Genomic DNA, 16,128 nt, shown 5'->3' with positions numbered 1-16,128 from the left:
CTGTTTACTTAACTCTCCTGTGCGCGCCTTCGCTCAGCGAATTGGATTGGGGGCACAGGCTGGTTCAATCCCCGGCCGCTTTGGTTAATCTTTATCCGAAATAAAGCTTTGAGGCCGCCGGGAGGCGAAAATAACGAGGTATTATAAAGCAAAAACGTCACTGTAGGAAAAACCCCGGGCGGAAATCAAGCAAAAAGACACCGCTCACCTTGCCGGATTTGACCTGACCCGGCCAGACTCTTCACAATAAGCCCTTCACGTCCGGGTAACGACAAGCCACGGACCCGTGCGTACGATCAGGGTTTCGCCTGAGTACGCGTCATCCACAGACAGGAACACCGATCATGCCCGCAGCTTCCGCCCGCCCTTTACGCCTTGGCCTGGCCATGTGGTCACACAGCCACTGGCAGCACAGCCTATACGGCGCGGGCTGCAAAAGCGGCGAGCGCCTGGCCCGCTATGCCGAGATCTTTGATACCGTCGAAGGCAACACCACCTTTTATGCCACCCCGGCCATCACCACCGTACGCAAATGGGCAGCGGCCACCCCGGAGGGCTTCCGGTTTACCTTCAAGCTGCCTTCGGCCGTCACCCACCAGCACCAGCTGAGCCATTGCGATCAGCTGCTGGCCGATTTCTTCTCGGTGATGGAGCCGGTGGCGCACAAAGTGGGGATCTGGAAAATACAGCTTCCGGCCAGCTTCGGACCGGCCGCCCTGCCGGCACTGGAGAAATTCCTGCGCCGCTTGCCGGCCCGGTTCACCTGCGGCGTCGAAGTGCGCCATCCGGCATTTTTCGCCAAGGGAGAGGACGAACAAGCCCTCAACCGCCTGCTCATCGCACACCAGGCCAACCGGATCATCATGGACAGTCGCCCGGTATTTGCGGCCCCGCCGACCTCCGAGGCGGTGATCGACGCCCACCAGAAAAAGCCGCAGGTGCCGGTGCATGCCATTGCCACCGCCGACCAGCCTGTGATCCGCTTTATCGGCCACCCCGACGATTTGAGCAACGATCCCTTCTTTGCCAACTGGCTGGCCCGGTTGCCGCTGTGGCTGCGTGAGGGCAAACAACCTTACCTGTTTATCCATACCCCGGATAACAACCAGGCGCCGGAGCTGGCCGTTCGGCTATACGCCCAACTCCGGCAACAAATGGCGCAACAGATTGCCCTGCCCGACATCGCCCTGCCGCCTTCCGCCGACAGCGCACAATTTCAGTTGCTCTGAGCGAGCAAGGCCGAGCGCACAATTGGCTAAAGACAAATGGCCGCATTTTCTCTACAATACGCGGCCTTTCCGCCAGTGACGGAGCACACGGCGTCACTTCAGGGTTCCCTGTGCGGGATCCGGTTCGTATATAGTTAAGAGGTTCGTGATAATGGCAGGCCGCGATAACATTTTTGCTGCGCCCATCGACAAACTCGGCGATTTCACCTTCGATGCACGGGTGGCCGAAGTTTTCCCGGATATGATCCAGCGCTCGGTGCCGGGCTACAGCAACATCATCTCGGCAATCGGGATGCTGGCTGAGCGCTTTGCCAAGCCACACTCCAACATTTACGACCTGGGCTGCTCCCTGGGCGCCGCAACTCTGTCGATGCGCCGCCACATTCAGCAGGAAGGCTGTGAAATCATTGCGGTCGACAACTCCGCCGCCATGGTCGAGCGCTGCCGTCTGCATCTCGACGCCTACCGCTCCGATACCCCGGTCCGGGTGATTGAAGCCGATATCCGCGATATCGAGATCAGCGACGCCTCTGTCGTGGTGCTCAACTTCACCCTGCAATTCCTGGCGCCGGAAGACCGCCGCACCCTGCTGGAAAACATCTACGCAGGATTACGCCCGGGCGGTATTTTAATCCTGTCGGAAAAATACGTGTTCGAGAACGAGCCAGCCCACGAGTTGCTGATTGATCTGCACCACGACTTCAAACGCGCCAACGGCTACAGCGAGCTGGAGATCAGCCAGAAGCGCAGCGCGATTGAAAACGTCATGCGTCCGGACAGTATCGACACCCACAAACAGCGCCTGACCGAGATCGGGTTCAGCAGCATAGAAGTCTGGTTCCAGTGTTTCAACTTCGGTTCCATGTTCGCTATCAAATAAGGTTATTGCTTCACTATGTTCAGTTTTTCCGAGTTTTACCAACTCATCGCACAACATGACACCTTGCGCCCATGGCTTAACATCCTGCCGAAGCAGCTCAGCGACTGGGAAACCGCCGAACACGGCGACATGGGCCGCTGGCTACGGGCGCTGAAAAAGTTCCCGACCGACAAACCGGACACCATTGATCTGAAAACCCAGGTCAGCGTCAGCTACGAAGAAGGCGTGGCCGACGGCGAGCAAAAACGCCTGGATAGCCTGTTGCGCCTGCTGCACCCGTGGCGGAAGGGGCCGTACCATATGCACGGCATCCATATCGACACCGAATGGCGTTCCGACTGGAAATGGGATCGCCTGCTGCCGCATATCAGCCCGCTACACGGCCGGACCGTGCTGGATGTCGGCTGCGGCAACGGCTACCACATGTGGCGGATGCTGGGCGAAGGCGCCACACTGACGGTCGGGATCGACCCGTCGAACCTGTTCCTGATCCAGTTTGAAGCCATCAAGCGCCTGATGGGCCAGCAACACCCGGCTTACCTGCTACCGCTCGGCATCGAGCAACTGCCGGAGCTGAAAGCCTTTGACACCGTCTTCAGCATGGGCGTGCTGTATCACCGCCGCTCACCGCTGGATCATATTGTTCAGCTGAAAAACCAGCTGCGCAAAGGCGGCGAAGTGATCCTGGAAACCCTGGTGATCGACGGCGATGAAAATGCGGTGCTGGTCCCGACCGGCCGCTACGCCCAGATGCACAACGTCTTCTTCTTCCCGTCCGCCAAGGCCCTGAAGGTCTGGATGGAGAAATGCGGTTTTGTGGACGTGCGAATTGTTGACGAATGTATCACCACCACCGACGAGCAGCGCTCGACCGACTGGATGACCAATAATTCACTCCCTGAATACCTCGACCCGCAGGATCCGTCCAAAACCATTGAAGGCTACCCGGCACCGAAACGGGCCATCCTCATTGCCACAAATCCTGACTGAGGATTGACAAGGGATGCTATTCGCATCCCTTTTTGTAGGCTAAAATAACCCGCCATGTAGTTGAAATATCGAATATCAGGCGCCCCCGAGAGCAATCCAAATACCCGCATGCCGCGTCATGGACCACAGCGCCCCTGCACCATTTTTTCTGCTCTGCGGCCGCATTGGCCCACGCCGGTAGCGATATTTCAACCACACAATACTCGACTGTTACTCATAGAAATAATAAAACGCCCAGGAGTTCTCATGTTGCGCCGCTATGTGCCTTTGTTCACCGTCGCCCTGCTTTCCGGCTGCACACTCACGAAAGCCGACAATCAACACGAAAAAACCATGCAGGCCATCAACACGATGGAAAACCGGGTGAACTATCAGCTTGCAACCATGATCCAGCAAATTGACGAGCAAAATGAGTACATTGCGAACCTGGAAAAAGAACTTTCAGCGATTTCTACAGAGCTCTCCCGCCCGCCGCAACCTCAGGCTGCGCCAGCCCCGGTCTATCAAGGCAAAAAACAGGACTCCGTCAAGCTGACTGATCCGGCCCGGGAAGCAAAAGTAGCTCATGGAAAAGTGATTTTGGGCGAAGAAGAATGGGTTTGGCTAGACTCAATACAATCGTTCTTTAAAGCCAGAGTCGATACCGGTGCCACCACGTCATCGCTCAATGCCGTTGATATCCAGGTCTTTGAACGGGACGGAAAAGAGTGGGTCCGCTTCAATTTAAACCATGCTGAGGATAACCCGCATGCCAAACCGGAAATTATCGAGGCCCCGATTGTCCGCTGGGTAAAAATCCGCCAGTCCGCACTCGAGGAGCCGACACGGCGGCCGGTGATCGAAGCCTGGCTGAAACTGGGACAGTTGCATGAGAAAACGCAATTTACCCTCGCGGATCGCAGCCAGATGACTTATCCGGTCCTGTTAGGCCGCGAGTTCTTCAAAGATATTGCTTTAGTGGATGTCGGCAAAAAATTTGTCCAGGGAATGAACGAACAGAGAATACCAACAACAAATTAAGAGGCTGTCATGTCGTCTAGAATCCCGTTTTATTTCTTAATCACGTTACTCGTTATTGCGGGCGCGGCGCTGAGCCTGTACCGCCATGACGTGTACGGCGTGCCTTGGACGCCGGGTGAAAAACGTGCGCTGTGGGAACTGGAAGCCCGGATCGAATTCGATGCCATCGGCGATCCGGTCAAAGTCTCAATGGCCGCCCCGGAAACCCAGCAGGGATTTACCCTGATTGATGAGAGCACCTCCTCGCCGGGTTACGGTGTCGCCCTGATTGACACCGATATGGGCCGCCGGGCCGAATGGTCCATCCGCGAAGCATCCGGCAAGCAAGTCCTTTATTACAAAACCCAGATGCTGGTAGACCGTCAGGCCAGCTTCAGTATCGAGCCCCCGAATAACGATGTTCCGTTGTCGGTCAGCATGGACAACCCGCAGCAGACCGCCGCGGCAGCCCTGCTGAGCCGCGCCCGCAGCCTGTCGGCCGACAACGTCACCCTGACCCGGGAGCTGATCAAAGCCCTGAACGACAAATCCAACCAGAATGCGTCGCTGCTGCTCAACAGCATGAGCCGCGAGCAAGCCATCATGAACCTGCTATCGCTCGAAGGGATCCATACCCGGATGGTCGGTGGCCTGCAGCTGGAAGACGGCCGCCGCCGCCAGAGCATCAACCCAATGCTGGAGGTGTGGGACGGTGAAAACTGGAACCTGTTCGATCCGCAATCCGGCCGCGAAGGCCGACCGGAGAACATCCTGGTCTGGAACCAGCACGGCCACTCCCTGCTGGATGTGATCGGCGGGCGCAATTCCAACATCAGCTTTTCGATCATCGCCCAGGACATTACGCCCCAGCAGGCAACCCGGGATAAAATTCAGGCCGAAGATTTGCTGAACTTTTCGATCCACAGCCTGCCGGTTGAAGAACAAGCCATGTTCAAGACCATTATGCTGGTCCCCATCGGGGCCTTGGTGGTGGTCTTCCTGCGCATTATTGTCGGCTTGAAGACCTCCGGGACCTTTATGCCGGTGCTGATCGCAGTGGCCTTTGTCCAGACCCAACTACTGCCCGGGATCCTCGGGTTCCTGCTGATTGTCGGCACCGGCCTCATTATCCGCAGCTACCTTTCCCGGCTGAACCTGTTGCTGGTGGCCCGGATCTCGGCGGTGATCATCACGGTGATCCTGATCATCTCCGTCTTTGCCGTGGTCGCCTTTAAGATCGGCCTGGTCGAAGGCTTGTCGATCACTTTCTTCCCGATGATCATCCTGTCCTGGACCATCGAACGGATGTCGATTCTGTGGGAAGAAGAAGGCGCCAAAGAAGTGCTGATCCAGGGCGGTGGCTCCCTCTTGACGGCTGTGCTGGTCTACCTGGCCATGACCAACGGCCTGGTGCGCCACCTCACCTTCAACTTTATCGGGATTCAACTGATTGTGCTGGCGCTGATCCTGATGCTGGGGAACTACACCGGCTACCGCCTGAGCGAGTTGCGTCGCTTCAAACCGCTGGCGGAGAGTTAAGCTATGATGTCATCCCTGTTTTCCCAGTTCACGTCACCCTTCAAGCTGCACCAGCGCGGCATCATGGGCATGAACAAGCGCAATCACAGCTATATCGGCCGCTACAATGACCGTAGCCTGTATCCGCTGGTGGATGACAAGCTGAAAACCAAACGGATTGCCCAGCGTGCCGGCGCCACGGTGCCCGAGCTGATCGGCGTGATCGACAGCCAGGTGTACGTCAAACGTATCCATGAGATGGTCAAGGACTGGCCCGGCTTTGTGATCAAACCCGCCCAGGGCTCCGGCGGCAAAGGGATCCTGGTGGTGGTCAAACACAAGGACGGAATTTATGTGAAACCGTCCGGGGTCGAGATCAACAAGCAGGATGTGGAACGACACATCACCAATACCCTGGCCGGCCTGTTCTCACTCGGCGGGAAAAACGATGTGGCCATGGTGGAAAACCTGATCCAGTTCGATGACGTCTTCGACGGCTTCAGCTTTGAAGGGGTGCCGGATATCCGGGTCATTGTGTTCAAAGGGTATCCGGTAATGGCGATGATGCGCTGCTCCACTGCGGCATCCGACGGCAAGGCCAACCTCCACCAGGGCGCGGTAGGGGTCGGGCTCGACATCGCCACCGGCAAAGCCGTCCGGGCGGTCCAGTTTGACCATCCGGTCGAGCGGCACCCGGATACCGGCCGGTTACTGAGCGAGCTGGTGGTGCCGGACTGGCACCGGCTGCTGACCCTGGCCGCCAGCGCCTGGGAAATGGCCGGGCTGGGCTACATGGGCACCGATATGGTGCTGGATAAAGTCAAAGGTCCGATGGTACTCGAGCTCAACGCCCGTCCGGGGCTAGCGATCCAAACCGCCAACGGGTGCGGCCTGCTGCCCCGGCTGCACCATATTGAAAACCTCGGCACCCCCAATTTGCCGCTGACCCCGGAGCAACGGGTCGACTACGCTGCCGAGCAATTCGGGAGCCATCCTCTGTTCGAGTGATTTTTTCTTTCCATTTCAGCCCCGGTCCCGCCCGCAATGCTGATCAGTTAAGGATCGGTTGACTGATCCTTCTGATGCGTCAAAATCGGAAATCATTTACTGGTTTCCGGTTTTTTTATGCCCTTAGCTTCCGCACTCACAGATTTTCTTGAAGAGTCTCCTGTCGATATCTCCCAGCTGACCACTTTCTCTGAACACGTTCCCGACGAGTGGGTTGCCAGAGCTACATCTTTATCGACTCAGGCAACCATCAGACGAAGACGGCTCCCCAGTGATATGGTGCTCTGGCTTATTGTCGGTATGGCCTTTTTCCGCAATGAGCCTATAGCTGAAGTGGCCCGCCGTATGAATGTCTGTGCCGAAGGGTTGGCAAACGAGGAACTCCTGGCCAAGAGTGCTCTGACACAAGCCCGTCAGCGACTGGGAAAGGAAGCGCCTAAATGGCTGTTCAAACAGTGTGCTCAGGTATGGGGTAAAGAAAGGTACCCGGAAGACAGCTGGAATAAACTTCAGGTTTTTGCTGTTGATGGGGCTCTGTTCAGGACCCCGGATACCCCCGGGCTTCGCGAACACTTCGGTTCGGGAAACACATCCGGAAAGCGCCAGACACCTTACCCTGTACTCCGTCTTGTCACCATGATGAACGTGCGTTCCCATATCATCATTGATGCCGATATCAGCCCTTATCGCCGAGGTGAAATACCGCTGGCCCAACCCTTTATCAACTCGCTGCCGGATAACTCGGTGACTTTGCTGGATAAGGGATTTTACGGAGCAAGCCTGTTGCTGGGCATCTCTGCCAGCGGGGCAAACCGACATTGGCTTATTCCTGCTAAAAAAGGCGTGGTATACACACTTCTCGACGAGGAGGAAACCAATGACAACCTTATCGAGATGAAGGTCTCGCCCCAAGCGAGAAAGAAGAATCCGACCCTTCCTGAGAAATGGCAGGTACGGGCAGTCACCTATGAGGTAGACGGGAAAGAGAAAACGGTTTTCACCTCCCTGCCAAGAGAGATGTACAGCGCCGAGCAGGTTGCCACCCTATACCACGAACGCTGGGAGATTGAACTGGGCTACCGCGATATAAAGAGCTCCATGCAGCACAATTCTCTTACCTTGCGGAGCAAAACGGTCGAGCTGGTTTATCAAGAGTTATGGGGGTTGCTTCTCGGCTACAACCTGGTCAGGAGAGAGGCAAGCCAGGCGGCTGTGGCGCATGACAGAGCCCCCACAGAAATAAGCTTCAAGTACGCCTGCCAGTTTATTGCAAGTCAGCTCAGGGTAATGAGTAAGGCACTGTCACCGGGAAACACGCCCAAGAGGCTAAAGGCACTACGGGGGGACCTGTCAGTGCTCTTCAAGGAAAATCGCCCCAGGCCATCTAGGCCCAGGGCAGTTAAGATATCAAAGACCCGCTACCCGGTTAATCGCCATGCAGCTCCCCTTAAGTGAACTGCATTGCGGTCCCGCCCGGGGCTTTTTCGACGCCCCTCTCCACCAATACGCATCCAGGCGCATTAAATCCGTCAATCTCGCGCCGGATTGGTATAAGATAGACCCTCATCACCGCCACCGACGGGATCTTCAGAATGGCACCGACACCACAACCGCTTTTCGACCAACCGGTCGATCGCCGCAACAGCAACAGCGTAAAATGGCACAAGTACAAAGATCGGGATGTCCTGCCCATGTGGGTGGCTGACAGCGATTTCAAAGTCCCGCAAGCCATTACGGATGCGCTTCACCGCCACGTCGACCATGGCGTGTTTGGCTATGGCCGGGCTCCGGAGCGGCTGACCGAATTGCTGATCGAGCGAATGTGGCAACGCTATCAGTGGCGTATTGAGCCGGATTGGATCGTCTATCTGCCGGGCCTGGTGTGCGGCATTAACCTGACCGTCCGGGCGCTCACAGCCTCGGGGGAAGGGGTGATCAGCCCCAAACCGATTTACCCGCCGTTTCTCTCCGCAGCCAAGCTCGCCGAGCGGCCGCTTACCATCGCCCCGGTCACCTTGCAGGATCAGCGCTGGGGGCTGGATCTGGACCAGACCGACGTTACACCGGATTCGAAACTGATGTTGCTGTGTAATCCGCTCAATCCGGGGGGCACCGTGTTCCGCCGAAAAGAGCTTCAGGACATCCTGGCGTTTGCCGAGCAGCATGATCTGTTTGTCTGCGCCGATGAAATTCACAGTGATTTGATCCTGGATCCTGACGCCCGGCATATCCCTTTCGCCAGCCTCAGCGACAGCGCCGCACAACGCTCGGTCACCCTGATCGCTCCGAGCAAAACCTTCAATATTGCCGGACTGGGCGCGTCCATGGCCATTATTCCGGATCCAGCACTGCGCCGCCGCTTTCTCAAGACCAAGGCCGGCATCGTCCCCGAAGTCAACGTGCTGGCGTATACTGCGGCGCAGGCAGCCTATGAAAGCTGCCAGCCCTGGCTGGAGCAGCAACTGGCGTTTCTGCGCCAGCACCGGGACCGGCTGACCACGCGCATCAACGCCATGCCCTATCTCAAATTGCACCCGATTGAGGCCACCTACCTGGCCTGGATTGACGCCTCGGCCCTGCCCGTCCCCAGCCCGTTCAAATTTTTCGAGCAGGCCGGTGTCGGGCTGTCACCGGGGGCAGACTTCGGAAACCCCGGTTTTGTCCGGCTCAATTTTGCCTGTACCAGCCAGACCCTGAATGAAGCCCTGGATCGGATGCAGGCGGCTATCGATGCGCTCGGCTAGCACCGCTTAACCACGCCGGGTAAAAAAACTTAAAGTTCTGACGGCTCGCTCCGATACATCAGGTAAGACTCATTTCCAGTTGAACCCAGATTTACCGGAGCGAAACCGTGTCGTCCATGCAGGTCCATACCCTCGACAAAGCACTGCTCGTCCACGAAGGACAGCTGGGCAGCCACCTCAACCATGCGGTTGAAGGCGGTCGCCGGGCTGACTTTGCGTTGATGCTGGCCATGCTGTCGCCGGATCAGCTGGAAACTGTCCCGGTGGATGCCGCCCCCGCTCCGGGAAAAACGGAAGCAGAGCTGCGGGCTTACTTTGAGCTCCGGCCCCCACCGCCGCTCACAGCCTCAGAGCACTGTTACGAGAACAGCGCCGCACAGGCGGCCACCTTCCACCAAGGCGGCCTGAGTGATGTCCGCCTGCTTCAGGGCCTGCAACCCATTGCCCTCGACTTTCCGCCGCAAGGGACCAAAGGATTTCCCGAAGAGGTCTACCACAACCTTTCCGGCCATGAACGCCGGACGCTGCCGCCCAAAGAAGAAGCCGGTATCCAGGCTTCCCCGCAGGATCTGTATATCTCCCTGATCCAGGCCAAGCGCTACGCCGAAATGCAGCGAATCGCCTGAACAAGACGTCCCCGTGAACCTGCGATGACGCCCGCTCTTTTCGTGATAGGCGTCATAGCTTTGTGATGCCCGAAACGCACCCTGCTCACACTTCACTAACATTGTTACGGGACGTAAGGGAACTGGGCACTTTTTCACAGTTCACAACCCGGGTCAGTGTCACGATGCAAACTGAAGCGTGGCAGTGATCGGTACCGTGCCGGCCAGCGTATCATGATGATCGTCAACCGAGACCAAAGCAACAGCGGCACAAATCACAGGACACCCGAACAACCGACGGTTTTGTCCTTTAAATTCAGATAATGACCCGAAACGACGAGGGGAAGACAGGTTATGAATATCGCGCAATCAGTTATTGTCGTCACGGCTGCCGGCTGCCCAATGGGTAAAGCGATTTCACTTCACTTTGCGTCCCTCGGCGCCAAACTGGCGCTGGTCGATATCGAAGCATCGCGACTGGCGCAAGTGCAACAGGCATGTCTGTGTGCCGGTGGAGATTCCGATACGTTTTTACTCACGGCTCAGGACGAAACGTCGATCGCCCAGCTGATCCGGGATATCGACCACCGATTCGGGGCCATTGATGTGTTGATTAACTACTGGCACAACGCCGAACTGCCTTCCTTGCTCGAGCCAACCTCCGTCGACCGCTTTTGCCGCTCAATGATCGAAGGCGCGACGCCTTTTTTCATTTTCGGAAAACACACCGCCAGCTACATGCGCGAACACCACAGTGAAGGGGTGATCATCAACCTGGCCGCCAGCTACCTCACCCCCGACCAGCCCACCAACAGCAGCTCGAAAGCCATGATTTCCGGGCTGACCCAAAGCTGGGCCAAAGAGCTGGCCGAATTCAATATCCGGGTCGGTGGCGTCGTGCCGTTGTGCCTGGAGCGCCAACCTTGTCAGACCGACTGTGCCCTCAGCCTGCCGATGCAATATGAAATTGTCCGCTGCGCCGAATATATCGTGGCTAATGATTACTTTAACGGCCGGATGATTGAAGCCGAGGCCGGTTAACCCGACATCGCAGACCAAAAACTGAGACCGAACGCCAGCTCGAATACCTCACGACCACACACCCCGCCATCGCTGTTTTCAAAACAAAAAAAGCCCGCCATATCGGCGGGCTCGTCGTGCGTTGTACAGCAAGTGCGCTAGCTATAACAACTGATTTTACATCTTAAGCCGTGGCAGCTGCTTTTTTCCCTTTCGGTGCTTCAGCTGGCTTCTGATCGGCTTTCTTTTTGATCACCGTAGTGCCTTCGAACGTTTCACCTTCCACGTATGCCTTCCCGTAGTAAGAGGCAACCAAGACATCTTTCAGTTCGCTGATCAGTGGGTAGCGAGGGTTCGCACCGGTACACTGGTCATCGAATGCTTCGACAGACAGCTCATCCAGCTTGGCCAGGAAGTCAGACTCTGGTACACCGGCAGCCTGAATCGACTTCGGAATTTCCAGATTTGTCTTCAGCTCGTCCAGCCATTCCAGCAGACGCTCGATTTTCTGTGCTGTACGATCACCCGGCAGAGACAGACCCAGATGGTCGGCCACTTCCGCATAACGGCGGCGAGCCTGTGGGCGGTCATACTGAGAGAACGCCGTCTGCTTGGTTGGGTTATCGTTCGCGTTGTAACGCACCACATTCGAAATCAACAGGGCATTCGCCAGGCCGTGCGGCAGGTGGAACTCAGCACCGATTTTGTGCGCCATGGAGTGACAGACACCCAGGAAGGCGTTGGCAAACGCGATACCGGCAATGGTCGCGGCATTGTGCACTTTCTCACGGGCAATCGGGTCGTTGGCGCCATTGGCGTAGCTTGAAGGCAGATATTCTTTCAGCATCTTCAGCGCTTGCAGTGCCTGACCGTCAGAGTACTCGTTCGCCAGCACGGATACGTAGGCTTCCAGCGCGTGCGTCACCGCATCGTAACCACCAAAGGCAGTCAGTGACTTCGGCATGTTCATCACCAGGTTGGCATCAACAATCGCCATTTGTGGTGTCAGCTCGTAGTCTGCCAGCGGGTATTTGGCACCCGTTTTGTCGTCCGTGACGACCGCAAACGGCGTGACTTCTGAACCGGTCCCTGAAGTGGTGGTGATACATACCAGCTCGGCCTTCTCACCCATTTTCGGGAACTTGTAGATACGTTTACGGATATCCATAAAGCGCATCGCCAGCTCTTCGAAGTGCGTTTCCGGATGCTCGTACATCACCCACATGATTTTCGCGGCATCCATTGGTGAACCACCACCCAGCGCCAGAATCACGTCAGGCTGGAAGCTTTTCATGGCTTCGGCACCTTTCTCAACCACAGACAGGGTTGGATCCGCTTCAACATCGAAGAACGTCTGAACTTCCATGCCTTGTGCTTTCAGCAGGCTAACCACTTCATCGGCATAACCGTTGTTGAACAAGAAGCGGTCTGTGACCAGGAATGCACGTTTCTTACCTTCCAGGTCGCTCAGGGCAATCGGCAGGCTGCCGCGACGGAAGTAAATTGATTTCGGTAGTTTGTGCCACAGCATATTCTCAGCTCGCTTCGCTACTGTCTTCTTGTTGATCAGGTGCTTCGGACCCACGTTCTCAGAAATTGAGTTACCGCCCCAAGAACCACAACCCAGTGTCAGAGACGGTGCAACGTTGAAGTTGTACAGGTCACCGATCCCCCCGTGCGTCGTCGGGATGTTGACCAGAATACGCGCTGTTTTCAGCTTGTCACCGAAGTAACGGATACGGTCCTGGTTCACATCCTGGTTGGTGTACAGACCTGAGGTGTGACCGATACCGCCGATCTCGACCATAGTCACCGCTTGGGCAACCGCATCTTCAAAGTCAGTGGCACGGAACAGGCCCAGTGTCGGAGACAGTTTCTCGTGCGCAAATGCATCATCGTAAGAAACTTTACCCAGCCCTTCACCAATCAGCACCTTGGTATCTGCCGGTACTTTCACGCCAGCCATTTCGGCGATCTTAGTTGCAGGCTGACCCACGATGTTGGCATTCAGGTTGCCTTCAATCAGCAGCACATTGCGCACTTTCTCGGCTTCGGCTTTGTTCAGGACATAACCTTTGTGCGATGCAAAGCGCTCTTTCACTTCGTCATACACAGAATCAACCACAATCGCTGCCTGCTCAGAAGCACACACAACACCGTTATCGAAGGTCTTCGACATCAGGATAGACGCCACCGCACGTTTGATATCGGCAGTTTCGTCAATCACAACCGGCACGTTACCCGCACCAACACCGATCGCTGGTTTACCGGAAGAGTAAGCCGCTTTCACCATGCCCGGGCCACCGGTGGCCAGGATCAGGTTGATGTCATCATGCTTCATCAGCGCATTGGACAGTTCAACCGAAGGCTGATCGATCCAGCCGATAATGTCTTTTGGCGCACCCGCCGCGACCGCCGCATCGAGGACCAATTTCGCAGCCGCGTTGGTTGATTCTTTGGCACGTGGGTGTGGCGAGAAAATAATCGCGTTACGGGTTTTCAGGGAAATCAGAGACTTGAAGATTGCTGTCGACGTTGGGTTCGTGGTCGGCACGATACCGCAGATGATGCCGACCGGCTCTGCAATCGTCATGGTACCCAGATTATCGTCTTCGTCCAGGATCCCGCAGGTTTTCTCGTCCTTGTATTTGTTGTAGATAAACTCGGAGGCAAAGTGGTTTTTAATCACTTTATCTTCAACAATACCCATGCCGGATTCAGCAACAGCCTGTTGGGCCAGAGGAATACGTGCATTGTTCGCAGCCAGTGAAGCGGCACGGAAAATTTTGTCAACTTGCTCTTGAGAGTAAGTCGCAAACTCTTTCTGAGCAGCTTTGACACGCGCAACCATTGCATCTAATTCAGCCATATTTGTGACAGGCATAGTTAACTCCTAACTTAATATTGAAAACTTTTTAATAAGGATACGTCTTCATTCCTTCAGGCTACCGGGTTCAGACAACACGCTTTCTCTACAATCCGATAACACACATACTTAGTAAATTGCTTTCAAAACTGATTATATTGTTTCACTGCGTGAAAAAAATTGATTTAGATCAGTTGTCCCTCTAAAGGAGCAGACAAAATTTACGTGTCACAACAAATACAAATAAAACAACCACTTACAAGAAATAGGAATTGGTTTCATCTGTTTCCTATTGAAGCACGTTTGTTCCCTGATCATCATGACGGACAGCCGCAGAATAATATTTCGTAATAAATCTACATTTTTACTCATATGTTCCCGCCGTGGTTCACTCAGCCCGCCATCAAGTTCGCAACAAAATCAGCCTTGCTTGCACATCAACTACCCATTTAGCGTAATTCATATTGCAACCGCTTTACAGCCAAGTAACACAATCTTCACTGATAATTATTCGTAAGGAGAGAAATAATTTTTTTTATTGGAGCTGGTTAGAACTTTGCCTTAAAGTAGCGCCGATTTTCAGACTCAGCCCTTCCTTATCCGGTAAATGAACCACCATGCAAACAATCGATATCGCGATATTTTTACAGTTTTTTGTCGGCCTGATCGCCGCCGTCAACCCGATCGGTATCATGCCGGTCTTTGTCTCCCTGACCGGCCATATGAATGCCGAGGAACGGAGCAAAACCGCCATTACCGCCAATCTTGCCGTCGCCGTGATCCTGACCGTCTCGCTGCTGGCCGGCCAGTTTTTGCTGGATATGTTCAGTATTTCCCTCGATTCATTCCGGGTCGCCGGCGGCCTGCTGTTGCTCAGCATCGCCTTCTCGATGATGAGCGGTAAGCTGGGTGAAGATAAACAGAACAAGCAGGAAAAATCAGAATCGATCAGCCGTGAGCAAGTCGGTGTGGTCCCGCTCGCCATGCCGCTGATGGCCGGACCAGGTGCGATCAGCTCCACCATTGTCTACGGCTCACGTTATCCGGGTCTCGGCAGTACGCTGGGGATCATCACCACCATCGCGCTGTTTGCCCTGGGATGTTGGTTACTGTTTCGGGCGGCACCGATCATTGTCCGTTTCCTTGGCCAAACCGGGATTAACGTCATCACCCGGATCATGGGTCTGATCCTGGCAGCACTCGGTATCGAGTTCATCGCCAACGGCCTGCGCGCCCTGTTCCCCGGGCTGGCCGCTTAATCCACACGCTTCGGCGGGCATGTCTGCCCGCCTTGGCTTTTCATTCCATTGTTTATCAACACGTTCCCTTATATGCTATCGCCATGAAGCACTTTGAAGGGCACACCGCGGTGGAAACACTCACCCGAAAACAGAAACTGTTTGAGATTATCTTCGGTACCCAAACCAAGGCCGGCCAGTATTTCGATATTGCCCTGATCCTGACGATCCTGTGTTCCGAGCTGATCCTGATCCTCACCTCAGTTCAGTCGGTCGCAGTGCAATACGGCGACAGCCTGCTGGCGCTGGAATGGGTCTTTACCGTCCTGTTTACCATTGAATATGGCCTGCGCCTCTACTGTTCGCCCAAGCCCTGGGCCTATGCCCGAAGCTTTTATGGCGTCATCGACCTGATCGCTATTTTGCCAAGCTATCTGGCCTTTCTGTTCCCGAGCTCAAACTACCTGCTGATCATCCGCCTGATCCGGGTGATGCGGATTTTCCGGATCCTGAAATTGGCGCAGTTTCTCAAGGACTCCAACATTCTGCTGCGTTCCCTGCTGATGGCTCAGCGAAAAATTCTGGTCTTTTTCAGCACCCTGGCCATTCTGGTGACGGTGCTCGGCTCGCTGCTGTTCATCATTGAAGGTCCTGAACACGGCTTTACCAGTATTCCGCTCAGTATTTACTGGGCAATCGTCACCATCACGACGGTCGGCTATGGCGACATCGTGCCGCAAACCGAGCTCGGCAAAGCGCTGGCCTCACTGACCATGCTGCTGGGTTATTCGATTATCGCCGTCCCGACCGGGATCATTACCGCCGAGCTCAGCCAGGAAATGCGCACCCAGCGCAGTTTAATCCGGTGCACCAACTGCTCCGCCAGCGGCCATGAAACCGATGCCCACTACTGCCGAAAATGCGGCACGAAGTTACCGGAGCAGCTGTAACTCAGCTATCTGTAACCCGGTTATCTGCGGCCCATACGCAAAAAGCCAGTCGACAACGACTGGCTTTGTTTTCAGTACAAC

Annotated in this window: 13 protein-coding genes; 12 read left to right on the top strand and 1 reads right to left on the bottom strand. The window is 55.5% G+C overall.

What is annotated here, in order from left to right; genetic code table 11:
* The first annotated feature begins 344 nt into the window (after positions 1 to 344).
* The 10 genes from NH461_RS05015 to NH461_RS04970 all read left to right on the top strand — a co-directional run bounded on the left by NH461_RS05015 (position 345) and on the right by NH461_RS04970 (position 11,014).
* Positions 345 to 1,229 (top strand): DUF72 domain-containing protein, encoded by an 885-nt coding sequence (locus tag NH461_RS05015; RefSeq protein ID WP_261602157.1) that lies wholly within the window; start codon positions 345 to 347, stop codon positions 1,227 to 1,229.
* A 151-nt stretch (positions 1,230 to 1,380) separates the two neighbouring features.
* Positions 1,381 to 2,109 carry a carboxy-S-adenosyl-L-methionine synthase CmoA gene (gene cmoA, locus NH461_RS05010; RefSeq protein ID WP_261602156.1) on the top strand — a complete coding sequence of 243 codons (729 nt, stop codon included), beginning with the start codon at positions 1,381 to 1,383 and terminating at the stop codon, positions 2,107 to 2,109.
* 15 nt (positions 2,110 to 2,124) lie between these two features.
* Positions 2,125 to 3,099 (top strand): tRNA 5-methoxyuridine(34)/uridine 5-oxyacetic acid(34) synthase CmoB, encoded by a 975-nt coding sequence (gene cmoB / locus NH461_RS05005; protein ID WP_261602155.1) that lies wholly within the window; start codon positions 2,125 to 2,127, stop codon positions 3,097 to 3,099.
* Positions 3,100 to 3,345: 246 nt separating this feature from the next.
* A complete protein-coding gene (locus NH461_RS05000) occupies positions 3,346 to 4,119 on the top strand; it encodes an ATP-dependent zinc protease (RefSeq protein ID WP_261602154.1) in 774 nt (257 codons plus the stop codon).
* A 9-nt stretch (positions 4,120 to 4,128) separates the two neighbouring features.
* A complete protein-coding gene (locus tag NH461_RS04995; protein ID WP_261602153.1) occupies positions 4,129 to 5,637 on the top strand; it encodes an inactive transglutaminase family protein in 1,509 nt (502 codons plus the stop codon).
* Between the two features lie 3 nt (positions 5,638 to 5,640).
* Complete coding sequence (locus NH461_RS04990; protein ID WP_261602152.1) at positions 5,641 to 6,624, top strand: alpha-L-glutamate ligase-like protein; 984 nt, start codon at positions 5,641 to 5,643, stop codon at positions 6,622 to 6,624.
* 117 nt (positions 6,625 to 6,741) lie between these two features.
* Positions 6,742 to 8,079: an IS4 family transposase gene (locus NH461_RS04985; protein WP_261600266.1), complete on the top strand. Its 1,338-nt coding sequence runs from the start codon at positions 6,742 to 6,744 to the stop codon at positions 8,077 to 8,079.
* Between the two features lie 137 nt (positions 8,080 to 8,216).
* Positions 8,217 to 9,368 carry a MalY/PatB family protein gene (locus NH461_RS04980; RefSeq protein ID WP_261602151.1) on the top strand — a complete coding sequence of 384 codons (1,152 nt, stop codon included), beginning with the start codon at positions 8,217 to 8,219 and terminating at the stop codon, positions 9,366 to 9,368.
* Between the two features lie 116 nt (positions 9,369 to 9,484).
* Positions 9,485 to 9,994, top strand: a complete 510-nt coding sequence (locus NH461_RS04975; RefSeq protein ID WP_261602838.1) for a VC2046/SO_2500 family protein — start codon at positions 9,485 to 9,487, stop codon at positions 9,992 to 9,994.
* Positions 9,995 to 10,327: 333 nt separating this feature from the next.
* The gene (locus NH461_RS04970; RefSeq protein WP_261602150.1) at positions 10,328 to 11,014 is read left to right on the top strand and encodes an SDR family oxidoreductase; all 687 of its coding nucleotides are present in this window, start codon (positions 10,328 to 10,330) and stop codon (positions 11,012 to 11,014) included.
* 163 nt (positions 11,015 to 11,177) lie between these two features.
* On the opposite strand, the gene adhE is transcribed toward NH461_RS04970, so the two are convergent.
* Entirely contained in the window at positions 11,178 to 13,877 is a 2,700-nt protein-coding gene (gene adhE / locus NH461_RS04965; protein WP_261602149.1) for a bifunctional acetaldehyde-CoA/alcohol dehydrogenase, read from the bottom strand.
* A gap of 599 nt (positions 13,878 to 14,476) precedes the next feature.
* Here adhE and NH461_RS04960 point away from each other — a divergent pair.
* On the top strand, positions 14,477 to 15,118 hold the full coding sequence (locus NH461_RS04960; RefSeq protein WP_261602148.1) for a YchE family NAAT transporter: 642 nt from the start codon (positions 14,477 to 14,479) through the stop codon (positions 15,116 to 15,118).
* An 83-nt stretch (positions 15,119 to 15,201) separates the two neighbouring features.
* Complete coding sequence (locus NH461_RS04955; protein ID WP_261602147.1) at positions 15,202 to 16,047, top strand: ion transporter; 846 nt, start codon at positions 15,202 to 15,204, stop codon at positions 16,045 to 16,047.
* Positions 16,048 to 16,128 lie beyond the last annotated feature (81 nt).

Origin of the sequence: Photobacterium sp. TY1-4, assembly GCF_025398175.1 — a bacterium.
Lineage (GTDB): Bacteria > Pseudomonadota > Gammaproteobacteria > Enterobacterales > Vibrionaceae > Photobacterium.
Note: the sequence above shows the minus strand (reverse complement) of the source record. Positions and strands in the feature narration are given on the sequence as shown.